26 protein-coding genes are annotated in these 25,332 nt (G+C 70.9%); 12 read left to right on the top strand and 14 right to left on the bottom strand.

Going from position 1 to position 25,332, the window contains the following annotated elements; translation table 11 throughout:
• Positions 1 to 14: 14 nt before the first annotated feature.
• The 6 genes from MKD38_RS23285 to MKD38_RS31035 all read right to left on the bottom strand — a co-directional run bounded on the left by MKD38_RS23285 (position 15) and on the right by MKD38_RS31035 (position 5,566).
• Positions 15 to 1,007, bottom strand: coding sequence for a GDP-L-fucose synthase family protein (locus MKD38_RS23285; protein ID WP_252680467.1), 993 nt, complete (start codon positions 1,005 to 1,007; stop codon positions 15 to 17).
• 28 nt (positions 1,008 to 1,035) lie between these two features.
• On the bottom strand, positions 1,036 to 2,244 hold the full coding sequence (gene gmd, locus MKD38_RS23280) for a GDP-mannose 4,6-dehydratase (protein WP_252680464.1): 1,209 nt from the start codon (positions 2,242 to 2,244) through the stop codon (positions 1,036 to 1,038).
• A 107-nt stretch (positions 2,245 to 2,351) separates the two neighbouring features.
• Positions 2,352 to 3,305, bottom strand: coding sequence for a glycosyltransferase family 2 protein (locus MKD38_RS23275; RefSeq protein ID WP_252680462.1), 954 nt, complete (start codon positions 3,303 to 3,305; stop codon positions 2,352 to 2,354).
• 85 nt (positions 3,306 to 3,390) lie between these two features.
• A complete protein-coding gene (locus MKD38_RS23270; protein WP_252680460.1) occupies positions 3,391 to 4,371 on the bottom strand; it encodes a helix-turn-helix transcriptional regulator in 981 nt (326 codons plus the stop codon).
• Positions 4,372 to 5,097: 726 nt separating this feature from the next.
• The gene (locus MKD38_RS23265) at positions 5,098 to 5,415 is read right to left on the bottom strand and encodes a YXWGXW repeat-containing protein (RefSeq protein ID WP_092314860.1); all 318 of its coding nucleotides are present in this window, start codon (positions 5,413 to 5,415) and stop codon (positions 5,098 to 5,100) included.
• A gap of 28 nt (positions 5,416 to 5,443) precedes the next feature.
• Entirely contained in the window at positions 5,444 to 5,566 is a 123-nt protein-coding gene (locus tag MKD38_RS31035; protein WP_255638404.1) for a hypothetical protein, read from the bottom strand.
• Positions 5,567 to 5,973: 407 nt separating this feature from the next.
• On the opposite strand from MKD38_RS31035, the gene MKD38_RS23260 reads away from it, so the two are divergent.
• Complete coding sequence (locus tag MKD38_RS23260; protein ID WP_198046829.1) at positions 5,974 to 6,111, top strand: hypothetical protein; 138 nt, start codon at positions 5,974 to 5,976, stop codon at positions 6,109 to 6,111.
• A 70-nt stretch (positions 6,112 to 6,181) separates the two neighbouring features.
• On the opposite strand, the gene MKD38_RS23255 is transcribed toward MKD38_RS23260, so the two are convergent.
• Complete coding sequence (locus MKD38_RS23255) at positions 6,182 to 7,450, bottom strand: cyanate transporter (protein ID WP_252680458.1); 1,269 nt, start codon at positions 7,448 to 7,450, stop codon at positions 6,182 to 6,184.
• On the bottom strand, positions 7,443 to 7,901 hold the full coding sequence (locus MKD38_RS23250) for a nucleoside deaminase (RefSeq protein WP_252680456.1): 459 nt from the start codon (positions 7,899 to 7,901) through the stop codon (positions 7,443 to 7,445). Before MKD38_RS23250 ends, MKD38_RS23255 begins: the two co-directional genes overlap by 8 nt.
• Positions 7,902 to 8,078: 177 nt before the next feature.
• Here MKD38_RS23250 and MKD38_RS23245 point away from each other — a divergent pair, with 177 nt between their 5' ends.
• Positions 8,079 to 8,978: a LysR family transcriptional regulator gene (locus MKD38_RS23245; protein WP_116297180.1), complete on the top strand. Its 900-nt coding sequence runs from the start codon at positions 8,079 to 8,081 to the stop codon at positions 8,976 to 8,978.
• Here the strand turns inward: MKD38_RS23245 and MKD38_RS23240 are convergent.
• Positions 8,957 to 9,145: a hypothetical protein gene (locus MKD38_RS23240; protein ID WP_252680455.1), complete on the bottom strand. Its 189-nt coding sequence runs from the start codon at positions 9,143 to 9,145 to the stop codon at positions 8,957 to 8,959. The two genes, MKD38_RS23245 and MKD38_RS23240, sit on opposite strands and share 22 nt — an antisense overlap.
• 277 nt (positions 9,146 to 9,422) lie before the next feature.
• On the opposite strand from MKD38_RS23240, the gene MKD38_RS23235 reads away from it, so the two are divergent.
• On the top strand, positions 9,423 to 10,109 hold the full coding sequence (locus tag MKD38_RS23235) for a phosphoribosyltransferase (RefSeq protein ID WP_111520850.1): 687 nt from the start codon (positions 9,423 to 9,425) through the stop codon (positions 10,107 to 10,109).
• A gap of 15 nt (positions 10,110 to 10,124) precedes the next feature.
• Here MKD38_RS23235 and MKD38_RS23230 read toward each other — a convergent pair whose 3' ends face one another.
• The 4 genes from MKD38_RS23230 to MKD38_RS23215 form a co-directional block, all read right to left on the bottom strand.
• Complete coding sequence (locus tag MKD38_RS23230) at positions 10,125 to 10,646, bottom strand: LeuD/DmdB family oxidoreductase small subunit (RefSeq protein WP_252680453.1); 522 nt, start codon at positions 10,644 to 10,646, stop codon at positions 10,125 to 10,127.
• Positions 10,647 to 10,694: 48 nt separating this feature from the next.
• Positions 10,695 to 11,981 (bottom strand): 3-isopropylmalate dehydratase large subunit, encoded by a 1,287-nt coding sequence (locus MKD38_RS23225; RefSeq protein WP_252680451.1) that lies wholly within the window; start codon positions 11,979 to 11,981, stop codon positions 10,695 to 10,697.
• The gene (locus tag MKD38_RS23220) at positions 11,978 to 13,027 is read right to left on the bottom strand and encodes a tripartite tricarboxylate transporter substrate binding protein (protein ID WP_252680449.1); all 1,050 of its coding nucleotides are present in this window, start codon (positions 13,025 to 13,027) and stop codon (positions 11,978 to 11,980) included. Before MKD38_RS23220 ends, MKD38_RS23225 begins: the two co-directional genes overlap by 4 nt.
• A gap of 123 nt (positions 13,028 to 13,150) precedes the next feature.
• The gene (locus tag MKD38_RS23215) at positions 13,151 to 13,936 is read right to left on the bottom strand and encodes a GntR family transcriptional regulator (RefSeq protein ID WP_252680447.1); all 786 of its coding nucleotides are present in this window, start codon (positions 13,934 to 13,936) and stop codon (positions 13,151 to 13,153) included.
• A 706-nt stretch (positions 13,937 to 14,642) separates the two neighbouring features.
• Between MKD38_RS23215 and MKD38_RS23210 the strand changes: the two genes are divergently transcribed.
• The 8 genes from MKD38_RS23210 to MKD38_RS23175 all read left to right on the top strand — a co-directional run bounded on the left by MKD38_RS23210 (position 14,643) and on the right by MKD38_RS23175 (position 22,875).
• Entirely contained in the window at positions 14,643 to 16,214 is a 1,572-nt protein-coding gene (locus tag MKD38_RS23210) for a hypothetical protein (RefSeq protein ID WP_252680445.1), read from the top strand.
• Positions 16,215 to 16,394: 180 nt separating this feature from the next.
• Positions 16,395 to 16,829 (top strand): hypothetical protein, encoded by a 435-nt coding sequence (locus tag MKD38_RS23205; RefSeq protein ID WP_252680443.1) that lies wholly within the window; start codon positions 16,395 to 16,397, stop codon positions 16,827 to 16,829.
• On the top strand, positions 16,829 to 17,527 hold the full coding sequence (locus MKD38_RS23200; protein ID WP_252680499.1) for a C39 family peptidase: 699 nt from the start codon (positions 16,829 to 16,831) through the stop codon (positions 17,525 to 17,527). Before MKD38_RS23205 ends, MKD38_RS23200 begins: the two co-directional genes overlap by 1 nt.
• Positions 17,528 to 17,537: 10 nt before the next feature.
• On the top strand, positions 17,538 to 18,413 hold the full coding sequence (locus tag MKD38_RS23195) for a flagellin (RefSeq protein ID WP_252680441.1): 876 nt from the start codon (positions 17,538 to 17,540) through the stop codon (positions 18,411 to 18,413).
• A gap of 74 nt (positions 18,414 to 18,487) precedes the next feature.
• Positions 18,488 to 19,918 carry an acetate kinase gene (locus MKD38_RS23190; RefSeq protein WP_252680439.1) on the top strand — a complete coding sequence of 477 codons (1,431 nt, stop codon included), beginning with the start codon at positions 18,488 to 18,490 and terminating at the stop codon, positions 19,916 to 19,918.
• Positions 19,919 to 20,117: 199 nt separating this feature from the next.
• Positions 20,118 to 20,630, top strand: coding sequence for a hypothetical protein (locus MKD38_RS23185; RefSeq protein ID WP_018006049.1), 513 nt, complete (start codon positions 20,118 to 20,120; stop codon positions 20,628 to 20,630).
• A gap of 269 nt (positions 20,631 to 20,899) precedes the next feature.
• Complete coding sequence (locus MKD38_RS23180; RefSeq protein ID WP_252680437.1) at positions 20,900 to 22,036, top strand: ABC transporter substrate-binding protein; 1,137 nt, start codon at positions 20,900 to 20,902, stop codon at positions 22,034 to 22,036.
• Positions 22,037 to 22,083: 47 nt separating this feature from the next.
• Positions 22,084 to 22,875: an SDR family oxidoreductase gene (locus MKD38_RS23175; protein ID WP_252680436.1), complete on the top strand. Its 792-nt coding sequence runs from the start codon at positions 22,084 to 22,086 to the stop codon at positions 22,873 to 22,875.
• Positions 22,876 to 22,950: 75 nt separating this feature from the next.
• Here the strand turns inward: MKD38_RS23175 and MKD38_RS23170 are convergent, their stop codons facing one another.
• Positions 22,951 to 23,856: a LysR family transcriptional regulator gene (locus MKD38_RS23170; RefSeq protein WP_252680434.1), complete on the bottom strand. Its 906-nt coding sequence runs from the start codon at positions 23,854 to 23,856 to the stop codon at positions 22,951 to 22,953.
• 112 nt (positions 23,857 to 23,968) lie between these two features.
• On the opposite strand from MKD38_RS23170, the gene MKD38_RS23165 reads away from it, so the two are divergent.
• Positions 23,969 to 25,330 carry an acyclic terpene utilization AtuA family protein gene (locus MKD38_RS23165; RefSeq protein ID WP_252680432.1) on the top strand — a complete coding sequence of 454 codons (1,362 nt, stop codon included), beginning with the start codon at positions 23,969 to 23,971 and terminating at the stop codon, positions 25,328 to 25,330.
• Positions 25,331 to 25,332: the final 2 nt, after the last annotated feature.

Raw genomic sequence — 25,332 nt, 5'->3', positions numbered from 1 at the left:
CGCGCGCGCTTGGGTCAGGCCAGCGCGGCCGCGATGCCGCCGGGCAAGGTGCCGGCGCGGCAGGCCTCTTCGTAGACGCCGCGCAGGCCGTCGCGCAGCGCAATGCGCGGGCGCCAGCCGGTGCGCATGATGGCGCTGCTGTCGAGCCGCTTGCGCGGCGTGCCGTCGGGCTTGTCGGTTTCGAAAGCAATGGCGCCGCGATAGCCGGTGACCTGCGCCACCAGTGCCGCCAGCGCGCCGATCGAGACCTCGTCGTCGCTGCCGACGTTGAGGAAGCCCGCGGGCGCGGCCTCGCGGTAGGCCGGCGCGGACAGTGCCATCACATGCAGGCAGGCACGCGCCAGGTCGTCCGCGTGCAGGAATTCGCGCAAGGGCTTGCCGGTGCCCCACACCGACACGCGCGCGCTGCCGGCCAGGCGGGCGTCGTGGAAGCGGCGCACCAGTCCCGGGATCACATGGCTGTTGTCGGGGTGGTAGTTGTCGCCGGGTCCATAGAGGTTGGTCGGCATCACGCAGCGGTAATCGGTGCCGTACTGGCGGTTGTAGCTGTCGCACAGCATGATGCCGGCGATCTTGGCGATGGCGTAGGGCGCGTTGGTCGGCTCCAGCGCGCCGGTCAGCAGCGCGGCTTCACGGATCGGCTGCGGCGCCAGGCGCGGGTAGATGCAGCTCGATCCCAGAAACAGCAGCCGCTGCACGCCGGCCTGCCAGGCGGCATGGATCACGTTGGTGGCGATGGCGAGGTTCTGGTGGATGAACTCGGCCGGGTAGGTATGGTTGGCATGGATGCCGCCCACCCGCGCGGCGGCCAGGTAGACCGCGTCGATGCGCTGGCTGGTGAAGAACGCCTGCACCTGCCGCTGGTCGCACAGGTCCAGCTCGGCGTGCGTGCGCGTGACGATGTCGGCGTCGCCCTGCACGCGCAACGCACGCTCGATGGCCGAGCCGACCATGCCGCGATGGCCGGCGACGAAGATGCGCGGGCGCGTTGCCAGGGCCTGTTTCATGGGATCCTCGCGGTGGCCGAGCCAGCGGCTACTCAAGATGGTTGAAGGCCTGGAAGCCGGCCAGCCTGACCAGCGCGTCGCGGCGCGCCGCGGCGTAGTCGGCTTCGATCATTTCCCGGACCAGTTCGGTAAAGCTGATGCGCGGGCTCCAGCCCAGGCGCTCGCGCGCGCGGCTGGCGTCGCCGAGCAGCGTTTCGACCTCGGTCGGGCGGAAGTAGCGCGGATCGACCCGCACCACGATCTCGCCCGGCTTGCACGCAGGCGCGATGCCGCCGCGCGCGGGGGGATCGACATGCTCGACGATGCCGACCTCGTCGACGCCGCTGCCATGGAAGGTGATGGTGATGCCGAGCTCGCGCGCCGCGCGCTGCACGAACTCGCGCACGCTGTGCTGCTCGCCGCTGGCGATGACGAAGTCCTCGGCCGCCGGCTGCTGCAGCATCAGCCACTGCATCTCGACGTAGTCGCGCGCATGGCCCCAGTCGCGCAGCGCCGACAGGTTGCCCAGGTACAGCGTTTCCTGCAGGCCCAGCGCGATGCGCGCGATCGCGCGCGTGATCTTGCGCGTGACGAAGGTCTCGCCGCGCACCGGGCTTTCATGGTTGAACAGGATGCCGTTGCAGGCATACATGCCATAGGCCTCGCGGTAGTTCACCGTGATCCAGTAGGCATAGAGCTTGGCGGCGGCATACGGGCTGCGCGGATAGAACGGCGTGGTTTCCTTCTGCGGGATCTCCTGCACCAGCCCGTAGAGTTCGGAGGTGGAGGCCTGGTAGAAGCGCGTGAGCTTTTCCATGCCGAGGATGCGGATCGCCTCGAGCAGGCGCAGCGTGCCGATGGCGTCGGTGTTGGCGGTGTATTCGGGCTCTTCGAACGAGACCTGCACATGGCTCTGCGCGGCGAGGTTGTAGATCTCGTCCGGCTGCGATTGCTGCACCACGCGCACCAGGCTGGCGGTGTCGGTCATGTCGCCGTGGTGCAGGATCAGCCGGCGCTCCTGCGCCTGCGGGTCCTGGTACAGGTGGTCGATGCGCTCGGTGTTGAACAGCGAGCTGCGCCGCTTGATGCCGTGGACTTCATAGCCCTTGCCCAGCAACAGTTCGCACAGGTATGAGCCGTCCTGCCCGGTGATGCCGGTGATCAGCGCGCGCCGGACGCCGTTGCGCCCGCGTGGCGCGGCCCGTTCCGGGCCGGTGGCGGTGATGTGACCGAGTGTGTCCAGCTCGTTTGCGCCCATGGCTCTGATCCGTTAGCAAGTGGGGCGACTGTAGCGCCGCGCTGCGGCGCCGCACCGTCTGCTACCCCACACAACGGCGGCCTGCCGTGTGGGCCCACTGCCACGGATCAGGTGCGCGGCATCGGTGTCGTGACCTCGCTGCCAGCGCGTTCCGCGGCATCGTCATGGCCGGGCGCAAGCCGCAAGTGCTGCCACAACAGGCGCGTGGTGGCCCAGAACGGTGCCACGCCGCGCCAGCCGCTGCGATGCAGGTGCTGGCCCAGGTTGTGCGGCAGCGCCAGCATCAGGAACAGCGCGGCCTTGTCGTGGCGGTGCTGGCTGCGGCCGTAGCGATGCAGCATGGTGACCATGCGCGCGGCATCGGCGGTCGGGCTGCCGGCGCATGGCGGCGGCCGCTGGCCCTCCAGCTGGTTGATCGCGCTCGGAATCAGCTCGATGCGGCAGCCGCAGCCATAGACCGCGCGTCCGGTCAGGTCGGCGACGTCGTAGTCGGCATCGAGGCACTCGTCGAACGGCAGCCGCTCCAGCAGCGCGCGCGGGAACACCGTGCTGGACAGCACCACCGCGCACAGCGGCCGCGCCCGCGCGGCACGGCGCGGCGGCTGGCGCAACGGCTGCCCGAGGAAATCCTCGCGCTGCGGACGCAGGCATTGGCCCGCGCACATCGCCGTGCCGGTCAGCACCAGCGCGTCGGCGTTGCCGCCCGCGGCGACCCGGTAGATGAAGTCGTCGGCGAGGCGCTCGCCCATCTGCTGCAAAAAGGTCGGCCCCAGCGTGGCGTGGTCGTCGAGAAACAGCACATGCGTGCCAGTGGCCGCGCGCAGCAGGCGGTTGCGGCTGGCGGCGGCACCGCGCCGGGGACCGTCCAGGCAGGGGATGTCGGGGTAGGCATCGCGCATCAGCGCGCGCGTGGCGTCGTGGCTGCTGTCGTCGCAGACGATCAGCTGGTGCGGCGGCATGGTCGAGGCCGCGATCGACTGCAAGGTCCGGCGCAGGCCGTCCGGATGGTCGCGCGTGCTGACGCACACGGAAAAGCTGGGCAAGAACGTGCTGGCTTGCATGATGACCCCTCCCGTCCGGCAAGCGCCGGGTTGGCGCCGGCCCGTCTGTGCGGGCGCGGCGCGCGGCAAACCTTCAGGCCGGCATTCAGACCGCCGGCCTGACCGCCTGGCACGGCGGTTCGTTGCGCCTTGGCGCCACTCCGGCGCCATTGGTTTCGCGCGTGATGCGTTCGTCGCCGCTGACCCATTCCAGCGTGGCGCCGCGCTGCAGGGCGGCGTAGACCGCTTCGCCCTTGTTGCGCACCTTGAGCCGCTGGTAAAGCGTGCAGGCGTGGCTCTTCACCGTCGCCACCGAGATGTTGAGCATGCGGCTGACGGTCTTGATCGGATAGCCTCGCGCCAGCAGCACCAGCACCTCGTACTGGCGCGGCGTGATCTTCAGCATCTCAGCCTCGTCGTAGCCGGGTTCTTCCTCGGTCAGCGGCATGGCAGCGGGTGTGGGCGACACCGCCGCCGGGGCCGGTGCGGACAGCGGCTGGCCAGGCCGCAGCTCGGTCAGGTCGCGCAGCGCCACGGCGGTACGCAGGGCGGCGCGCGGGGTGCTGGCGCAGGACGCCAGCGCCAGCTGCTCCCCCGGCGGTTGGGCCGGATGCGCGGCGCTGAGCGGCAGCGGCGCAGCCGAGGCGAGTGACTGCGTGGCGGGCATCGCCGAGCGCGATGCCGAGGGCAGGGTGCCGGTCTCGGCAGTGAAGAGCAGCCCCTGTACGCCCGACACGGCCATGCGGATGGCGGCCTCGATCACCGCCAGCGAGGCGGACTTGGGCAGGCAGCCGCAGATGCCGCGCGCGCTGTCCGCGGTGGGCACATGCAAGGGCAGGGTGTCGGCCAGGATCAGGATGCGTTGCGGCGCGAGCGTCTGCCGGGCCTGGTCCAGCAGCACCCAGCCGGGCGCGGGGTCGGCGGGCATGCCGAACACGAGCAGGTCCGCGTTTTGATGCCGGGCGTCCAGCCTGGCCATATCCGCCGGTGCAATGGCCGCCACCTGCGCGGATTCCTGGATGTTCTCGAGCATCTGCAACAGCCCGAGCCGGAGCAGCGGGTGCTCCTCGATCAGCAACGCATTCATGGACTTCACTCCCCGTTTTTACCTGGGAGGCGGACTGCGGGGCACTTTGCGTATGGAAGACGTGACAGGACCGCCGTCACCGCCATGGCTGGTGACTGGTGGCTGGCTCTGTGGCTGACCCCCATGCTTCCATGCCGGGCGGTTCCGTTGTTGTGGCTGGAACTTGCCCATGGCTGGAAGGATGACCCCGAACCCGACCCCGGGTGCTTGTTACTCCTAAATCAGTTGGAATTCATCTTATGGGCTGGGGGGTGGGAATGCAAGCAAGGGGGTCCGGGGTGGAATGAGGGAGGGAATGAAAGGACCTTCATAATCCTTTCAAATAGATCGCATTTAGCCCTAGCAGGTTCCGGAAACGCCGCGCTGGCGCCGTTCCCGGTGGTTTCATCGATGTGACATTCAGAATTAAATTGGTTGCAAATCTGAAACAGATTCTATTATCTTTTGCCGGATATGACGATTTTATAACCCTAATGAGGGGTGTCCGGAATACGCCATCAATGGTGCTGCTCCAATTATGAAACGCGCCCCGGAAATGTTGGTTGTGAAATCAATCCGGCAGATTTGCCGGCACGTCGCGCACATGGTCTAGTGCTTCTGGATGAGGCGTGGCTACCACCATGGATGAACGCTGCGGCGCCGGCGCCACCGGCCACGACGGCCTTGCCACCACCCATCGGTGGGGAGCAAGGCCGCAAGGCGGGATGATGGCGCCGGCCGCCCGGCTCAGCGTACCCAGCGGCCCGGGCGCATGACCCAGCCGTGCGGGCCGCGTACCCAACGCTCGGGCACATAGCGGTAGCCCACGCGCTGCGGCTGCCAGTAGCCGCCGCGCCAGGCGTAGCGTCCGCCGCGGGCTTCCCAGTGGCCCGGCACCCAGACCTGGCCGCGGCGCGCGGCCGGGTGCGGCTCGTAGCGCGGCGGCGGCGGCGGGTGGCCGTAGCCGCGGGCGACCGGTGCCTGGTGGGCTTCGGCGGGGGCGGTCAGACCGAAGGCGCCGCCCGTGGCGAGGACGGCTGCAGCAAGCAGGAGTTGGCGTTTCATGGGAGGGCTCCTTGGGGCGGTGGCGGAATCAATAGTGGTGATGGTGGTGGTGGCGCGGCGGCGGGCCGCCGCGCGGAGGCACCACGATGCAGGCGGAAAGCAGTGCGGCAGTGGTAGACAGCAGCACCACCAGAGAGAGGGCTCGTTTCATCTGGGCTCCTGGCGGGATCGCGTTGGACAGGGCTTCAATGTAGCGGCCGGCTGCCGCGCCGCGCGCTTGCACTTGTAAGCCTGTCTCACATGGGATGACGGCACGGGCGAGCCGCCGCGGCGCCCGCATGCCCCGCCGGACGTCCTTGCCAGGCAAGGCCTTGCGGGCAACACGGCGGGCCCGGCGAACGGCCCGCGGGCACCACGGCGCAGGTAATGTGACGTTACATGGGAAATAAATCTCGCAAGGCGGGCGGGCCGCGCGTGGCCGCTACGGTGTCCGGGCCGGCCCGGCGGGTACGCAGAAACGGGTACGCAGGGGCAGCGCGGGGCGTCGGCATGAGGCGCCGCCAGGACGCAATGGGCTATACCAGTGAGAAGTGGCCACGTATGCGGGAAGGAGGCGCCATGCCGGTCATGCTTATCGTGCTTGCCCTGCAATGGTTGCAGGGCCTGTCGCCGCCCGCCGCGGCATTGTTCGCACTGCCGCAGGAGCCGGCGCCGGCGGATGCCACGGCCGTGGTCGAGGCCGCGCCGGCCCGCTGACGCGGAAGCTTGCGCCGGCTGACGACCAGACTGGTATCAGCCGCGCGCCGTCAGCGTGGCCGGGCTGGTTTCATCCCGCCTGTCGCGCGCAGCCGGCGGGCGCCGGCAACGCAAAGGACGCGCCGTAGCGCGCCGGGTCCAGCCGCATGGTCAGCACGCCGACCACCGCCGCGCACGCCAGGTGGTACCACCAGCCCGCGGCGAAGCTGCCGGTGCGCGCCTGCAGCATGGCGGTGATCCATGGCGCCAGCGATGCCAGCAGGAAGCCACCGCCCTGCATCACCGCGCTCAGCGCACCGGCGCTGTCGGCGTCGGGCAGGTGGTCCAGCGCCACCACCAGGTACAGCGCAAAGCAGCCGCCGAGGCCGGCGCCGCCGATCACGGCCCAGGCGTGCGGCGCGGCGTCCGGCCACAGCGCCAGCCCGGCGAAGCCGGCGACCTGCATCGCCAGCGCCAGCGCCATCCAGGCGCGCCGGTCCAGGCTGCGCGCCGCCAGTGCCGGCAGCAGCAGCGCCGCGGCGGCCTGCGCCACGGCCATCAGCGCCACCAGCGAGCCGCTGGCCGGCGCGCTCCAGCCGTGGCTCTGGTAGAACGGCGCCAGCCACGCCACCAGCGAGGCATAGCCGCCGTTCATCACGCCGAAGCTGATCATCAGCAGCCAGGTGCGTGGGCGCCCCAGCAGCGCGCGGGTCTTGCCGGTGGCGATGGCCGGCGGGCCAGCCGGCGCGGCCGCGGCCAATGCCAGCTGGCGGGCCGGGCCGCGCGGCAGCGCCACCCACGCCAGTGCCAGCGCCGCCAGCGCGGGCACGGCCCACAGCGCCAGCGCCTCGCGCCAGCTGCCGGCCAGCTCGGTCACATAGGGCGACAGCTGCGCGCCCAGCGCGCCGCCGCCCATCAGCGCGGCCGAATACAGTCCCATCACCGGCGCCACGCGCGCCGGGAATTCCTGCTTGACCAGCCCCGGGCACGCCGCCTGCACCACCGCCACGCCCAGCCCGCACAGCGCCGCCGAGGCGAGCAGCCAGGTCCCGCCGGCCACGCCCAGCCGCAGCGCGCAGCCGGCGCCAAGCAGGGCCAGCGCGCCCAGTACCGCGGTGCGTGCGCCCAGCCGCGCGCGGATGGCCGGGCCGAAGAATGCGCCCACTCCCATCAGCAGCATTGGCAGCAGCGTCAGCCACGCCATGCCCTGGTAGCTCAGGCCGGTGCCGCCGCGGATGGCGGGCGCCAGCGGCCCGACCGCGGTCAGGAACGGCCGCAGGTTCAGGCCGATGCCGGCCACGGCCGCCAGCACCAGCCAGCGTGGCGGCTGGGGCCGCACCGGGCGCGCGCCTTCAGCCACGGCGCGGGCGCATGCCGTAGAGCTGCGCGGCGGAGAGGTCGACCGGCACCCGCGTCAGCGGCAGCGGTGGCGGGTCGAGCGGCAGGCGCAGCGCCTGGTAGGCGGCCTCGCTCGACATGCCGTAGGGCGCGGCATCGTGGTTGTCGAAGGCGTAGTAGACCGCCTGCACCCCGGCCATGGTCATCGCCGCCAGGCACATCGGGCACGGATGGCCGCTGGCATAGACCACGCTTCCGCGCAGATCGGGCCGGCCCAGCTTGCGCGCGGCGGCGCGCACCGCCTCCATCTCGGCATGGGTGGTGGGGTCGTGGCTGTGGACGATATCGTTGACGCCGGTGGCGACGGTTTCGCCGTCGAGCACCAGCACGGCGCCGAACGGCCGCGCGCCGCGGTCACGGTTGGCCACCGCGAGGCGCACCGCCTCGCGCATGAATTCCTGGTGAGTGGTCATGGTTGGCAGAAAAGTGGGTACATGCTCGCGTGCAACGCGGCATGGTGCGTGGAGTCGGGGCGATGGCGCCCGGACCGCAGGCCGGGGCATCGTGCCGAAACTCTACGCCGGCGCTTGGTAATTGGGAAATTAAATGATGAAATCGCCGGCAGTGGAAAAACCAATGGATACGCCGCCATGCAGGACCCCCGTCTCGACCCCGTGCTGCTGCAGAGCTTTGTCGCCGTCGCCGAGAGCGGCAGCTTTACCCGTGCCGCGCAACGCGTGCACCTGACCCAGTCGACCGTCAGCCAGCAGGTGCGCCGGCTGGAGGAGCAACTGGGCTGCGTGCTGCTGGACCGCGGCGGGCGCTATGTCACCACCACGCCCGAAGGCGAGCGCCTGCTGGGGTATGCGCGCCGGCTGCAGCAGTTGATGGCGGAGGCGGTCGGGCAACTGCGCCAGAGTGCCGGCCAGGGCGAGATCCGGCTGGGTGTGCCCGAGGACTTTGCCGCGCGGCCGCTGACACCGGTGCTGGCCGGGTTTGCCGATGACTGGCCGGGCATGCGGCTGGAGGTGACCAGCGGCATGAGCCACGAACTGTGGCAGCGCTTCCAGGACCGCGAGCTGGACCTGGTGCTGGTCAAGCAGCGCACCGGCCAGGCGCAGGGGCTGGCCAGCTGGCCCGAGCCGCTGTGCTGGATCGACAGCCGCAGCCGTCCGGCGGTGGCACGCGACCCGGTGCCGCTGGTGGCGTTCCCGGTGGGCGGCCTGTACCGCGGCGAGATGACGCACGCACTCGACGCCGGCGGCCGGCGCTGGCGCGTGGCCTTTGTCAGCGCCAGCCTGGCCAGCATCCTGGCGGCGGTGGCCGATGGCCTGGGTGTGACGCTGCTGCCGCGGCGGCTGGCCACGGCGCATCACACCGTGCTGGAGCAGGGCTGGCCAGCCGCGGTGCCGGATGTCGAACTGAGCCTGCACGCGCAGCCGGACCTGCCGGCCGCAGCACGCGACATGGCGGCGCGGCTGGCCGCGTTGTGCGAGACCGTGATGGCGGCGGGCGCACCGCCCGGGCTTCAGCCGAAGAATTCGTTGTAGTAGCGGGTGCAGGTGCCGGCCGGGCGGAAGGTGTAGGGCAGCTCGGCCATCGCGGCGGCTTCGAGCGAACCGAACGGAATGTCGGGGGCGGCGAGCGGGGAAACGTCCGCCGTGGCGTCGGCTGGGGAATGCGCCGTGGCGGCGCGGGCGGGGGAGGGCGTAGTCATGTCAGGGCTCATGCGATCGGGCCGGGGCGGGCACGGCGGCCTGTCCGGCAATGTCGGTCCGGCGTTGTCAGCGCCAGCAGCCATCGTAATGCTGCACTGCGGCGGAGTCAGCCACCACAGGCTCAACACACTGTTGCATGAGCGCGCCCAATGGCGCCGGATCGCGCCGGCTCGCCCTGGAAGTGGCCTGCGGGCCGCCGCCGCGGGCAGCGCCAGGGTCTATATTTGGCGGAGGGACCGCCTGCGCTGGCCGTCCCCCTCCTCCCCGGAAACCGCCATGTCCCTGCCCCCGTGCTTTGCCGACCGCCGCGAGGCGGGCCAATATCTCGGCCGTCACCTGGCCGGACTGGGCTTTGGCGCCGCGCAGCTGGGCCAGCCGCCGCTGGTGCTGGCGTTGCCGCGCGGCGGCGTGCCGGTGGCATTCGAGGTGGCGCGCGCGCTGGACGGGCAGCTGGACGTGCTGCTGGTGCGCAAGATCGGCGCGCTGGGCTACCCGGAGCTGGCGCTGGGCGCGGTGGTGGAGGGCGATGCCGGCGGCGGCGGACCGCACACGGTGGTCAATGACGATCCCTGGGCACGGCGCGCTGTCGACAGCGGCAGCTTCGATGCCGAGCGCGGGCGCCAGCTCGACGAGATCGCCCGGCGTCAGCAGCGCTACCGCGGCGGCAAGCCGGTGCCGGCCCGTGCCGGACGCGTGGTGATCGTGGTCGATGATGGCGTGGCCACCGGCGCCACCATGCGCGCGGCGCTCGAAGGGGTGCGCATGGCCGGCGCGGCGCGCGTGATCGCGGCCACCCCGGTGGGCTCGCAGGACGGGCTGGCCAGCCTGGCCGCGGCCGCCGACGAGGTGATCTGCCTGAACACGCCGCCCAGCTTCGGCGCAGTGGGGGCGTTCTACCTCGATTTCAGCCAGACCAGCGACGAAGAGGCGCTGGCGCTGCTGCGCACCCCGCCCGCGGCCTGAGCGGCTGCGCCGCCTTCAGTCCTGGCGGGCGCGTTCGCGTGCCAGGCGCGCCTTCAGGTGCGGCACCAGCCCGCCGGCGGCCAGGATCGCGCGCAGGAACGCCGGAATCGGCTCGCACGCCGCCACGCTGCCGTCGTCCAGCCGCAACTGCGCGGTATCCAGGTCCAGCACCGCGTGCGCGCCGTCGACCAGCCGGCTGGTGTCGGCGCAGACCAGCACCGGCAGGCCCAGGTTGATGGCATTGCGATAGAACAGCCCGCCGAACGATTGCGCCACCACCGCGCCCACGCCCAGTTCGCGCAGCGCCTGCGGCGCCTGCTCGCGCGAGGAGCCGATGCCGAAGTTGGCGCCGGCCACCAGCACGTCGCCGGGACGCACGCTGCCGGGAAACTCGGGGCGCACCGAGGCCAGGCAATGCCGGGCCAGCACCGGCAGCGGCGCTTTCATCAGCACGGCGGGGGCCATGGCATCGGTGTCGATGTTGTCGCCGAAGCGCCAGAGGCGGCCGGCAGGGGCGGGGGCGAGGACTGAGGTCATGCGGGAAGTCTGTCCCGCCGGCGGCGGGCACGAGGTGGGGGCCGCGCGTTACTCCAGCAGCGTGCGCGGATCGGTGATGCGGCCGGTGACGGCGCTGGCGGCCACCGTCATCGGCGAGCCGAGCCACACCGCGCTGCCGGCGTCGCCCATGCGGCCCGGGAAATTGCGCGCGGTCGAGGCAATCGCGCGGCTGCCCGCCGGGAAGCGCGCCGCGCCATAGCCCGCGCACGCGCCGCAGGCATTGGGCAGCAGCATCGCGCCGGCATCGGCGAGGATGCCGAGCGTGCCTTCCTGCTCGGCCTGCAGCTGGTCGCGGCGCGAGGCCGGCGCCACCTGCAGCGTTACGCCGGCGGCGACGCGGCGCCCGCGCAGCACGCGCGCGGCCATGCGCAGGTCTTCCAGCTTGGCGCCGGTGCAGGCGCCCAGGTAGGCGATCTGCACCGGCTCGCCGGCGGCCTGGTCGACCGGCGCGCTGTTGGCGGGCGAGTGCGGCGCGGCCACCTGCGGCGCCAGCGCGGCGGCGTCGAAGCGGTGCGTGGCCAGCACCGGCGCGCCGGCATCGCTGCGCCAGTGGTCCAGGTCGATGGCGGCCAGCGTCTGCGCCGGCACGCCGGCCTGTGCCAGCCAGTCCAGCGTGACCGCATCGGGCGCGACCAGCCCGGTCTGCGCGCCGAGCTCCGTGCTCATGTTGGTGAGCGTCATGCGCTCCTGCATCGGCAGCGCGGTGACGGCGCTGCCGGTGTATTCGAGCGCCTGGTAGCGCCCGCCGCCCATGCCCAGCGTGGCGCACAGGAACAGCATCATGTCCTTGGCGCACACCCCGGGCGCGAGCTGCCCGTCCCATTGCAGCCGGATGGTGTCGGGCACCCGCAGCCAGATCTCGCCGGTGGCGAGCACGCCGGCCATCTCGGTCGCGCCCACGCCGAACATGTACGCGCCAAAGGCGCCCCCCGTGGGGCTGTGGCTGTCGCCGCCGACGATCAGGCGGCCCGGCAGCACATGGCCGCGCTCGGGCAGCACCACGTGGCAGATGCCTTCGGCGTCGATGAAGTGCGCGCCCGCCTGGCGCGTCCAGTCGCGCGTGAAGCGCAGGATCGACTCGGCCTGGGCGTCGCCGCCGGGCACGAAATGGTCGGTCACCACCACATAGCGCGACGGGTCCCAGACCCCGGTGCCCAGCTCCTGCAGCAGCGGCGCCACGCGGCGCGGGCCGCTGGAGTCGTGCGACATCGCCAGATCGACCTGGCAGATCACCACGGTGCCGGGCTCGGCATGGGCCAGCCCGGCGGCGCGTGCCACCAGCTTCTGCGCGAGCGTGGCGGGCAGGGGACTCATTCCGACGACGCTCCCGAATACTTGACGACGCCGGCCCAGCGCTTGACGTCCTGCTTCACGAACGCGGCGAAGGCGTCGGGCGCGGTGCCCATCGGCTGCGCGCCGTCGTTCTCCAGGCGCTTGCGCACGGCGGGAGACTCCAGCCCCTTGCGCGCGGCCTGGTACAGCGCCTGGGTGGTCTCGTGCGGCATGCCGGCCGGGCCGAACAGCCCGAACCACGCGCTCGATTCGAAGCCCTTGACGGTATTGCCGATCGGCGCCGCGCCCGGGAACTGCGGCAGCGGCGCGGGGCTGGTCACGCCCAGCACCTTGAGCTTGCCCGCGCGCACGTGCGGCAGCACGTTGATGGTGCTGGCGAACATCAGGTCGCACTGGCCTGCGAGCACGTCGGTCAGCGCCGGCGCGGTGCCCTTGTACGGAATGTTGACGATGTAGGTGCCGGTCATCATCTTGAACATGTCGCCGGCCATGTGCAGCGACGAGCCGACCGAGCCGATGGCGAAGTTCAGCTTGCCCGGCTCCGCGCGCGCCAGGCGGATCAGCTCGGGCACGTTGTTGGCCGCCAGCCGCGGCGTGGCCACCAGCACGCTGGGCACGGTGGCGACCAGCGTGATCGGCGTGAAGTCCTGCACCGGGTCGAACGGCAGCTTCTTGTACAGCGTGGCGTTGATGGTATGGCTGGTGAAGCTCATCAGCAGCGTGCTGCCGTCCGGCGCGCTCTTGGCGACCAGGTCCGCGGCGATATTGCCGCCGGCGCCGGGACGGTTCTCGACCACCACCGGCTGGCCCAGCTCCTGCGACATCTCCTGGGCGATGGTGCGCGCCAGCGTGTCGGTGGTGCCGCCGGCCGGCGCGCCCACCAGGATCCGGATCGGCTTGCCGCCGGCAAGCTGCCCCTGGGGCTGGCCCTGGGCCTGCGCGGCCGCCGACAGCGGCAGGGCCAGCGCACAGGCGGCCAGCGTGCCGAGCGTGGCAAGGCGCCGCATCGTGGCGCGGCGCGGAATCGAAGGCAGACGGGTCAGGCTGGACGGACGGAATTCAGGCATGGCGGCGGTCCTCGCTCGATGTGATCAGGGATGCGCAGTATGGCGTGGAACCGGGTCCGGCGCACCCCCGGCAACGCAAGCCCGGGGCAATTCCCGCGGCGTCAGTCGCGCGTCACTCGCGAGTCAATCGCGCAAGCCCGGGCGGGTCTCGCTCTCGACCCAGACGTTGGCGCTGTCGACGCCGGCCGGCGACAGTTCCATCCGGTATTCGTAGCGGTCCGGGCGGTACTGGCCCAGCAGCAGTTGCACCGGGCGCCCGGCCTGGTCCTTGACCACGCGCCGCACCGCCAGCAGCGCGCCGCCGACCGGCACATCCAGCAGCGGCGCCACCACCACGTCGGCCAGCCGGGCCGACAGCACCTGGCTGGCGCGGCCGAGCTTGACCCCGCCCGCTTCCAGCAGGCGCAGCACCGGCGTCTCTTCCAGCGCCTGGCGCGTGATCGGGCGGCCCAGCGCCGCCGGCAGGTAGACCGTGATGTGCGACAGCGGACGGTTGCGGTAGTGGCGCACGCGCACGATCTTCACCACCGGGTCGCCCGGCTCGATCTGCAGCGAGTCGGCGACATCGGGCGTGGCATGGACTTCATCGATCGAGATCACCTTGACCGAGGTCTTCTGGCCCATGTCGATGATGTTGTCGAGCAGGCTGGTGCCGCGTTCCTCGCCGGCGGTTGCCGCCGGGCGCACCGGATGCGGGTTGACGAAGGTGCCGAGCCCGCGGTGGCGGCGCACCAGCCCCTCCTGCACCAGCCGGTCGAACACGCGCCGCATGGTCACGCGCGACGCGTGGAACTGCTTGGCGAGGTCAATCTCACCGGGCAAGGGACCCTGGCCGAAGCGGCCTTCGACGATCTGCTGGCGCAGCACCACGTAAATCTGGTGATACAGGGGAACGACGGCTTCACTCATGGTTTCCCTTGTGGAGAGATGACAAGTCTGTAATGCCTCTAATGTACTTTAAATCAGACATAGGGCCTAGCGAGGATAAACGCTGAGGGGTTTTCGCGACAAGGGCCTGGTGCGGGTGAGACGGTGCGCCGCGCTGCATCAAGGCGCGGTGACGCATTGTGCCGGATCCTCTCCGTTGCGACGCCGGCGCGCCGGCTGGCGCGCGATGCGGCGGCCGTGGCCAGGGCACACGCTTGCCCATGCCGCCAGCGGCGCCGTCAAGCCGGCAATGTGGGCCGGCCCACATGGGCGGCGGCGGCGCCACCCCCGGCCCCATGTTTCACCGCCGATACGCGCCCGGAACATCAGGGCAAATCCCGAGCAGGCGCCGCAAGCCATTGAAAACCAAGGCTTTTCAAGCTGGCCCCGAGAGACCCCAAAAACCCGATGGGGCGCCTCTGTCACAGCAATGTGACATGTCCCCGGCGGCACATCAGCGCGGGCCCATGTTGATCCGGCAAAACATCGCTCAGAACCGTGCCCGGACGCCAGGTGGCCCTTGTAATACAAGGACTTGCCGCCCGGGGTGACGACGCTGGCACCGATTATGCGCAAGGCATGCTGGTTTGGCAGCAAGCCTGACCTGAACCTCCGGCCGCGCGCTCGTCGATGAGTGCCGGCCAGGAGCTGAGCCGCTGTGACTGTGAAATCCTCCTGGGAGCATCGAATGAACAAGACAATTCTGGCGTCGGCGATTGCCCTCGCCTTTGCAGGTTCGGCGTGGGGTAACCCGAGCAATACCAACACGGATGGCTGGAACCATCAGACCGCCACCGCCAATTCAACCCAAAGCGGCGCCGGGTCCCTGGCCAATGAGAACTCGACGTCCAACCAGGACAACTCCGATCACAGCACCAGCACCCGTACCAGCACCCGCACCACCACGGTCGACGTTGCGGTCGACAAGTCGACCAATGACTCCAACAACCGCACCAACTCCAACAACAAGAGCAAGACCAACTCCGACAACCGCACACGCCTGACACTGGACCAGGGTGGGCTGGGCAATGCCGCCGCCAACGCGGGCAATGCCTCGTCGAGCATCGCCAATTCCTTCAATACCAGCAAGGCGATCGCGGTCAGCAAGCTCAACGGGCAGGTCACCGGCAATACGGTCGCCAACATCGGCAATGTGGCCAAGAACTTCGGTAATGCCAATGGCGGCACCGGCTTCGGCGGCAAGGGCGGCACCGGCGGCAACGGCGGTACCGGCGCGGGTGGCGTGGGCGGTAACGGTGCCGCCGGCGCGGTCGGTGCAGTGGGCGCCAAGGCCTATGCCTATAACGGCGGTGCGCGCGCCGGCGCTGCCACCACGGGCAGGGCCGTGGGCGGTGACGGTGGCGATGGTGGCGCCGCGATCGGCTGGGGCGGCGATGGCGGCAGCGCCTATGGCAAGGGCGGCAGCGCACTCAGCGCCGCGGGCAGCCAGGGCGGCAGCGGCGGTGATGCCTACGGCAAGGGCGGCGGTGCTCTGAGCGCCTCGCTTGGCGCGGGCGGCCGTGGCGGCAGCGCTGGCGCGATCGGCGGCGGCGGCCTGGGTGCCAGCGGTGCCCTCGGCGGGCTGGCCGGTTCGGCCGGCGGCGCGGGCGGCAGCGGTGGCGATGCCAACGGCCGCGGCATGGATGCCGGCGGCGCCGGCGGCGCTGGTGGCGGGTCCGGCGCGACCGGTACCAACACGGCGGGCGCGGGCACCGGCACCGGTGGCGGCGCGGGTGCCACCGGCGGTGCGGGCGGCTCCGGCAGCTCCGGCTCGGTCGCGACCGGCGGCGCCGGCAGCGGCACTGGCGGCGCGGGCGGTTCGAGCGGCGCGGGCTCGACCGCGACGGCTGGCAACGGCACGGCGACCGGCGGTGCCGGCGGCGCGCAAAGCAGCACCGGCGGTGCCGGCGGCGCGGGCGCGGCGGCGACCTCGGGCGCGGCCACGACCATGGCCTCGAACGGCAGCGCCACCGCCGGTGACGGCGGCGACGGCGGCAACGGCGGCAACGGCGGCAGCGGCGGCGCGGCCACTGGCGGTACCGGTGGCATGGGTGGCGTGGGCAACGGCGGCGCCGGCGGTACCGGCGGCAACGGCGGCTACAACCTGGTCGACGCAGGCACCTTCAACATGTCCAACACCATGACCAGCGTTGGTCAGACGGCGGCGGGCATCATGATGGCCAGCCAGAACAGCGGCGTGGCCTCGCTGGTGCAGCAAAGCGTGAACGTGCAGGCCAACCTCAACGTGGGCGGCAGGTAAGACGCGCAACGCGGCCGGACCCCGGGTTTGCCCCGGGGCCGGCCGGCGGTTTCGCGGTCATGCCGGCAGGACCGGCGCCCGCATCCTGTGTGCGGGCGCCCGGGCCCTGTCATGCCTACGCAAGCCAAGTTGCCATGCAGCCGAGTGGAGAGAGTCGGCGCATCGGCAGGGGGGAACACCATGCAACCGGTCCGCTTCGCCGTCGGCACTTGTGCCGCGGCATTACTCGCCTGGCCAGCATTGCCGGCCCGCGCGGAGCCGCCAGGGCTGGAGGCCGCGATGGCCGCGGCGCGCGCGGACGCTGCCGCGGCCATCGCGGTGGCGGCAGCCGGCACCGCACCGGCACCAGCGCCGGCCGCGCTGTTCGCCGGCGCGGCCAAGGCCGTGCCCGTGTCGCGGCTGGACGACGTCCGCGGCGGTGCGGAAGTCACCGTCAACGATATGCGCCTGCACGGCACCGTGGCCGACAACGCCGCGGTCAACACCTTGTCCGGCACCAACCACATCACGGAAGGCGCGTTCTCGAATGCGGCGGGGATTCCCACCGCGATCCAGAACTCGGGATCGAACGTCCTGATCCAGAACGCCACCATCGTCAACGTCCAGTTCAAATGATGAAGCCGCTGCGAATCCTGCTGGCGTGCGTGCCGTGGCTGCTGGCCACGGCGCACGTGCCCGGCGCGCACGCCGCCGACGTCGCGCTGTACGGCCCGGTCGGCGAACCCTACAGCGTCAGGGTCACCAGCATCCGCGAGGCGCGCTTCAAGTCCACCATCCGCCAGCAGTTCGACTTCAGCTGCGGCTCGGCCGCGGTGGCCACGTTGCTGACGTACCAGTACGGCCATCCGATCAACGAGGCCACCGTGTTCCAGAACATGTACCTCAACGGCGACCAGCAGAAGATCCGCGCCGAGGGGTTCTCGCTGCTGGACATGAAGCGCTTCCTGGCGGCGCTGGGCTATGAGGCGGATGGCTTTGAGCTGCCGCTGTCGAAGCTGGAAGAAACGCAGGTGCCGGCGATCGTGCTGATCGTCGAGAACGGCTACCACCATTTCGTGGTGGTCAAGGGCGTGAAGGGCAACCGCGTGCTGGTCGGCGATCCGGCGCGCGGCACGCGTGCCATGTCGCGCGAACAGTTCGAGCGCATCTGGGACAGCCAGCTGCTGTTCGTGATCCACAACCGCACCGACCGCGCGCGCTTCAATGTCGCCGCGGACTGGCGCGTCGCGCCCAGCGGTCCTTACTGGATGGGCGTCAACCGGGACAACCTGTTCTTCACGGTCATGCCCCGCCATGGCGCCGGAGATTTTTGAGGAACGCATCATGTTGCAGATTTCCTTGCCGGCCCCGGCCGTGCCACGCAGCGCCGCTTCAGCGGCCGCGGCGATGGTGCTGGGCGCTGGCCTGGCGTACGCCGGCACGGCACAGGCCGGCATGCCGCCGCAGCCCGGGGCAACCGATGCCTCGGCGCCGCCGGCGCAGGCGGCCATGGCCGCGCGCGAGCGCGGCGACTCCCACCCCGTGGCTGCCGCGCGCGGCAGCATGGCCGCCTGGAAACCGGTGGCCCATGAAAAGCTCGACGACATGCGCGGCGGCTTCGAGATGCCCGGGCTGCAGGTTTCGTTCGGTATCGAACGCGCGGTGTACATCAACGGCGACCTGGTGGTCGCTACCAGCATTAACATCCCAGACGTCAGCCGCATCACTGCCGACCAGGCCGCGCGGCTCGCCGCGACGCTGGGGCCGGCCATTGTGGCCAGCACCAATGCCGCGGTGGCCAACGCGCTGGCGGGCAATCCGGTCACGGCCGACGCCGCCGCGGCGATGAATGCCAATGGCGCCGGCGCGGCGGCATCCGCTGCGGGCGGTACGACGACAGCGGCCAATGGTGGTGCCTCTGCCGGCGCCGCGGGTGCGGCAGGTGCGGCTGGCCTGCCGGCGACAGCCGTCAGCACCGCCACCGGCCAGGTCGTGACCAACGGGCTGCTCAACGTGATCCAGAACGGCCCGGGCAATGCCGCATCGGTGGGGGCGCTGGCGGGAACGCCGGTGACCGTGATCCAGAACACCCTGAACAACCAGAGCATCCGGAGCCTGATGACAATCGACGCAAGCGTCAATACGCTGCAGGCCTTCCGGTCGCAACTGGCCAACACGGCGCTGAACAATGCGCTGCTGCGGGCCGCAAGCATGAGATAGCCGCTAGCGAGGTAGCGGCAGTACAGGTCGCAGGCTCCTGCAGAACAGCCTGCCGTCCGGGGGAGGAAGACGTGATGAAGAAGCGGTCGATGCAGGGCATCCGCAATGCGGGATGCTCGACGTTGCTGTTGCTCGGCGGACTGGCGCAAGCCCAGACGCCGCCGGAGGCGGGGCCACCCGCGGCCGGACTGGAATCACTGCAGAGGGAACTCGCCGACCAGGCCAGCCAGCTCGATGCCATGAAGCGCGCGCTGGCCGAGCAGGAGGCAGTGATCCGCGAACTGCGCAGCGTGATCGGCACCGAGGTGCTGGCCGCCAAGCGCGGCGGACAGCGCTCCGGGCCCGGCGTGATGCCGGCCGACAACGCCACCAATGCCGCCACCGCGGCAGCGGCCGCCAGCGCCACCCAGGGCGCGCCGGGTCTGGCCAACAGTCCACAACAGGTGATGGCCCAGGGACCGCAGCCCGGGGCGCAGCAGGGCGAATCGGCCAGCCCGCAGACGGTGGCCGTGGAAGAGCCCGTGGGGCGGCCGCCCGAGAGCGACCGGCGCCCGCCCGAGGTGGCACCGCTGATCGACCAGCCCGGGGTGCTCACCGCCGAGGGCAAGCTTGTGGTGGAGCCGGGCTTCCAGTACGGCTACTCATCGAACAACCGCGTCGCGCTGGTCGGCTACTCGATCATCCCGGCCATCCTGATCGGGCTGATCGATGTACGCGAGGTCAAGACCTCGACCTATATCGAATCGATCGCGCTGCGCTACGGCGTCACCAAGCGGTTCGAGATCGAGGCCAAGGTGCCGTACGTGCAGACCTCGGGCTCGACCATCAGCCGCGAGGTGTTCACCGGCACCGCCGTCGACAACGTGTTCAACTCCAGCGGCAAGGGCCTGGGCGATGTCGAGGCCACGGTGCGCTACCAGCTCAACTACGGCAATGAGCGCATCCCGTACTTCGTCGGCTGGCTGCGCTACAAGTCCAACACCGGCAAGGACCCGTTCGAGGTGGTGACCGATTGCGTGACGCGCTGCGTGGGCAATACCACGGGCACCGGCCTGCCGCTGGGGCTGCCCATCGGCACCGGCTTCCAGGCGATCCAGCCCGGCATCACCTGGCTGCTGCCGACCGATCCGGCGGTGTTCTTCGGCACCTTCAGCTACCTGCACAACTTTGCGCGCGACAACGTCAGCCGCACCGTGCTGAACGGCGAGAAGGAGAACCTGGGCAAGATCGCGCCGGGGGATATCTTCGAGTTCAGCTTCGGCATGGGGCTGTCGCTCAACGAGAAGGCGTCGTTCAGCATCGGCTACGACCAGGCCATCATCTGGCCGACCAAGCAAAACGGCATGACCGTGCCCGGCTCGGTGCGCGTGACCCAGGGCACTTTGCTGGTGGGGTACTCGTACCGCTTCAACGACCGCTATACGCTCAACCTGTCGGTAGGCGCGGGGCTGACGCGCGACACGCCCGACCTGCAGGTCAATGTGCGCCTGCCGATCACTTTCTGATGGCCATGATGCAGACGTGACGCGTGCCCCGCCCGGGACACGCGTGCGCATCACATCCGCCGGCACCGTGCGCCAGCGCCGAAACGCGCCTTGCGCTGGCCCCATGAACGGCGTACAAAGAAATAACCCCGCGCCGCCAGCGGTACTTTCCGACCAGCCTCAACCTCACCGGTGGTGCGGCCTGAACAAGGAGAGAGACATGCGCAAACGCATCTTCTGGTTGTTGCCCGACCTGGCGAGTGCCCGACGCACCATGGATGACCTGCTGCTGGCCCGCGTCGAGAACCGCCACATCCACTTCGTGGCGCGCGACGGTGCCGACATGACCGGCCTGCATGAAGCCAACCTGTTCCAGACGTCCGACATCGTCCACGCGGCCGAAATGGGCCTGATGGTCGGCGGCGGCGTGGGCGTGGTGGCCGGCGTGGTGGTGGCGATGTTCCCGATCGTCAGCGACACCCCGCAGTGGGGGCTGGTCGGCGTGCTGGCGGTGCTGGGCGCGGTGTTCGGGGCCTGGGCAGCAAGCATGATTGGCAGTTCGGCGCCCAACAGCCGGCTGCGCGCGTTCGAGAAAGACATCGAGGCGGGCAAGATCCTGCTGATGGTCGACGTACCGCGCAGCCGCGTCGAGGAAGTCGAAACCCTGCTGCGCAACGCGCATCCGGAAGCCAGCTTCGCCGGCGTCGATCCGGCCATTCCGGCGTTCCCCTGATCGGGCGCCTGCCGCCCCCTGGCGCCACGTGGCGCCGCATGTCTCTCTGCGCGCGCCCGCGCGGCGCGCTCCGGCGCGCTACCTGCCGCGCGCTTCGGGCCGCACCGGAACCGTTCCCGGTTCCGGTGTGATGCCGCTGCAACACCCCCTGTTTTCCCCGTTTGCCCACGCCGGACGCATGCGGTACCTTGCGTGACGGCGCGCGGGCTCTGCCCGCCGCGTCGCGACAAAATAACCAAAGCAGCCGTCCAGGCGGAGGGGTCGAGACAATGAAGGCGAAATGGATCGCGTGCGGCCTGCTGGCCGCCACGCTGGGATGGGCCGCGCAGGCCGCCCAGGCGGAACCGGGCGTGACCCGCAACACCATCCGCATCGGCCAGTCGGCCGGCGTCACGGGGCCGGTGGCGGGCTCGGTCAAGGAGCAGATCGCCGGTGCGCAGGTGTACCTGCGCACGGTCAACGCCAGCGGCGGCGTCGCCGGCCGGCGCATCGAGCTGGTCACCTACGATGACGGCTTCGATGCCAAGCGCACCCCCGACAACGTGCGCAAGCTGCTCGACGAAGACAAGGTGTTCGCGCTGTTCATGGTGCGCGGCACGCCGCAGAACGAAAGCATCCTGCCCATCGTCGCCGCGCAGAAGGTGCCGCTGATCGCGCCGCTAACCGGCGCCATCACGCTGCACCGGCCGGTGAACCGCTACGTGTTCAACGTGCGCGCCAAGTACCAGGACGAAGTAGCGCGCGCGATCAACCACCTGGCGACGTCGGGGATGAGCCGTATCGGCATCTTCTACGCCAACGACGGCTTCGGCCGGGACGTGCTGGAAGGCTACAGCACCGCGCTGCAGGCGCGCGGCGTGCAGCCCGCGGCGACGGTCAACTTCGCCCGGCCCATGGGCGACATCAGCCAGGGCGTGGCGGCGATGCACAAGGCCAACCCGCAGGCGGTGCTGGTGATCGGCTCGGGCTCGGAGGCGGCGCGCGTCATCCGCGAGTTGCGCCGCGCCGGCAGCGAGGCGCAGTTCGTCACGCTGTCAAACAACGCCGCCGATGCCTTTATCCGCGAGCTCGGCGACGACGCGCGCGGCCTGATCATCACGCAGGTGGTGCCGGGCACCAACTCCAGCCAGATGACACTGGCCAGCGAATACCGCAGCCTGGCGAAGCAGCAGGGCGTGGAGCTGTCCAACGCCGGCATGGAGGGCTTCATGTCGGCCAAGGTGCTGGTCGAAGGCCTGCGCCGCGCCGGCCCCGACCTGACCCGCGAGCGGTTGGTCGCGGCGCTGGAGGGCATGCGCGACTACGACCTCGGCGGGATCCTGATCAGCTACAGCGCCGCGCGCCACACCGGCTCGTCGTTCGTGGAGATGTCGATCGTGTCGTCCACCGGCAAGCTGATCCGCTAGCGCGCGGCCACGGTGTGGCAGCACGCTGCTGCGGTATAGTCGCCCGCATGGCTACTCCTATCCCATCCCCCGATTCCCGTACCCCATTCGCGCTGCACGGGCGCGTGGCACTGGTGACCGGCGGCGCGCAGGGCCTGGGCCTGGCGATCGCCGCCGGGCTGGCCGATGCCGGTGCCCATGTGCTGGTGGTGGCCCGCAATGCGCCGCGCGTGCACGAGGCCGTCGCCACGCTGGCGGCGCGCGGCGGCAGCGCCGGGGCGCTGGTGCTCGACATCACCGACGAGGCCGCCGTGGCGGCCGCCTTCGACCGCATCGATGCCGAGCATGGCCGGCTCGACATCCTGGTGAACAACGCCGGCGCGCGCAACCGCAGCAATATGGCGCAGCTCGATGCCGGCGACCTGCGCGCCATGCTCGAGACCAACCTGGTGGCGCCCTACGCGCTGTGCCGCCTGGCCGCGCAGCGCATGCGCCAGGGCGGCTACGGGCGCATTGTCAATGTCAGCTCGATCGCGGGCCAGGTGGCGCGCGCCGGCGACGTGCTCTATCCCGCCACCAAGGGCGGCCTGGACGCGCTCACGCGTGCCATGGCCGCTGACCTGGGCCGCCACGGCGTCACCGTCAATGCGATCGCCCCCGGCTACTTCGCCACCGAGCCGAACCAGCCCATGGTCGAGGACGAGAGCGTGGCCGCGTGGCTGCGCCAGCGCACCTCGCTGGGCCGCTGGGGCCAGCCGCAGGAGGTGGCGGGCGCGGTGGTGTTCCTGGCATCGCCGGCGGCGTCGTACGTCACCGGGCAGGTGCTGGCGGTCGACGGCGGCTATCTCGGGCACTTCTGAGGCGCCGCACGGCGTCTTCTTCCCAAAGCGTACCCAATTCTGCGTGCCGGTCCGGGGTGCGGTTCAGCGTGCGATTCAGCGCCGCGCCGGTGCCTTGCCGCCGCGGTAGAACGCCTGCAGGGCCTCGATCATCGCGGCGGCCGCCGCCGAATCGCCGCGGTCCTTGAGCCGCACCAGGCAGATATCGCGCACCAGCGACGGCAGCTGCAGCGGCCGGATCGCCAGCCCTTCGCGGCGGAACTGGAACAGCGCCAGCGACGGCACCGCGCTGATGCCCAGGCCTGCCTGCACCAGCGCGGCCACGGTCGCGAGGTGCTCCACCTCCATCACGCTGGCCAGCCGCAACGGATGCAGCGCGGCGTCCAGGTGCTGGCGCACGCTGGTGGTGCGCGACAGCTGGATGAACGGCTGCCCGGCCAGCATCTCCGGCGTGATGCGGCGCTTGCGCGCCAGCGCATGGTCCGCCGGGCACACCAGGTGGAAGGTGTCGCGCACCAGCGGCTCGACGCGCAGGTCGTCGTCCTGCGCCGGCGCCGGTGCCAGCGCGAAGTCGGCGCGGCCCTGCCGCACCAGCTCGATGCAGCCATCGGCAAGCTGGTCGAACAGTTCCAGCACGATGCCCGGATAGCGCGCGCGGAACTGCGCCAGCAGCGGCGGCAGGTCGCCCCCGGCGAGCGAGGGCAGCGCCGCGATCGACACCCGCCCCTTGCGCCGCTCCGCGTGCGCGCGCAGGTCTTCGAACGCGGTCTCGAAGTCGGCCAGCAGCCGGCGCGCGGTCTGCTCGAAGCGCACGCCGTCGGTGCTCAGTTCCACATGGCGCGTGGTGCGTTCGAACAGCCGGCTGCCGGCCTGCTCTTCCAGCGTCTGCACCAGCGCGCTGAAGGCCGACTGCGACAGGTGGCAGGCGCGCGCCGCGCGCGTGAAATTGCGATAGGTGGCCAGCGCCACGAAGGCGCGGAGATGTTTCACCGACAGGTTCATGGCGCCAGCGGATATATCCGGGAAGTCGATAGATTAATCCAAATAATCCGTTTTTTGGCTGGGCCCGCGCGCCCTAGAATGGGATCGACCTCCCAACCCTGCCTCCCCGACCATGACTGCTCCCTTGCTGATCGGCTCCGGCGCCGGTTTCTCCGGCGACCGTACCGACGCCGCGCTGCCGGTGGTGCGCACGCTGATCGCCGCGGCGCAGCCGGCCGCGCTGATTTTCGAGACCCTGGCCGAGCGCACGCTGGCGCTGGCGCAGCTGGCGCGGCGCAACGATCCCGCGCAGGGCTACGAGCCGCTGCTCGATGCGCTGCTGGCGCCAGTGCTGGGCCTGTGCCTGCAGCACCGCATTGCCATCGTCGGCAATTTTGGCGCCGCCAATCCGCGCGCCGCGGCGCGGCGCGTGCTGCAACTCGCCAGCGAACTGGGCCTGGCCGCGCCACGCGTCGCAGTGGTCGAGGGCGATGACCTGACCGACGCGGCCGGGCGCGCGCGCCTGCACGGCATCCTCGGCGACGCCTTCGACGCCGAACGCTTTGTCTGCGCCAACGCCTATATCGGCGCGCAGGGCATCGCCGACGCACTTGCCGCCGGCGCCGACGTGGTGGTGTGCGGGCGCGTGGCCGACCCGGCGCTGGCGCTGGGGCCGGCGATGGCGCACTTCGGCTGGGCCTGGGACGACTGGGACCGGCTTGCCGCCGCCACCATGGCCGGGCACCTGCTCGAATGCGGGGCGCAGGTCACCGGCGGCTACTTTGCCGATCCGGGCCGCAAGGAGGTGCCGGACGTGCACGCGCTGGGCTTCCCGATCGCGCAGCTCGATGCCGACGGCGGCATCGAGATCTTCAAGGCCGCCGACACCGGCGGCTGCGTCGACCTGCGCACGGTCAAGGAGCAGCTGCTGTACGAGGTGCATGACCCGTGCGCCTACCTGACGCCGGACGTGGTGGCCGACATCGGCGCCGTCACCGTGGCGCAGCTGGGCCCGGACCGCGTGTCCGTGCGCAACGTGCGCGGCCACCCGCGCCCGGCGCAGCTCAAGGCCAATGTGTTCAGCCACGGCGGCTGGCTGGCCGAGGGCGAGATCTCCTACGCCGGCCCCAACGCCGCGGCGCGCGCGCGGCTGGCCGCCGACATCCTGCGCCGGCGCATGCGCATGCTGGGCCACGACGCGCCGATCCGCTTCGACCTGATCGGCGTGCTCAGCGTGCTCGCCGACGATGCCGGCGCCATGCTGGCGCAGCCCCAGCCGCACGAGGCGCAGGCGCAGGACGTGCGCCTGCGTGCCGCGCTGGCGCATGACGACCTGGCGGTGGCGCAGGCGCTGCAACGCGAGGTCAACGCGCTCTATACCTGCGGCCCCGCCGGCGGCGGCGGCGTGCGCACGGCGCAGCGCGCGCGGCTGAACGCGGTGTCGTGCCTGGTGCCACGCGCCGCGGTCACGCCCACCTTTACCTTCATCGACTGAGG

This window comes from Cupriavidus sp. WGlv3, assembly GCF_023952475.1.
GTDB classification, from domain to species: Bacteria; Pseudomonadota; Gammaproteobacteria; order Burkholderiales; family Burkholderiaceae; genus Cupriavidus; species Cupriavidus phytorum.
This window is presented reverse-complemented; position numbering and strand designations above follow the sequence as displayed.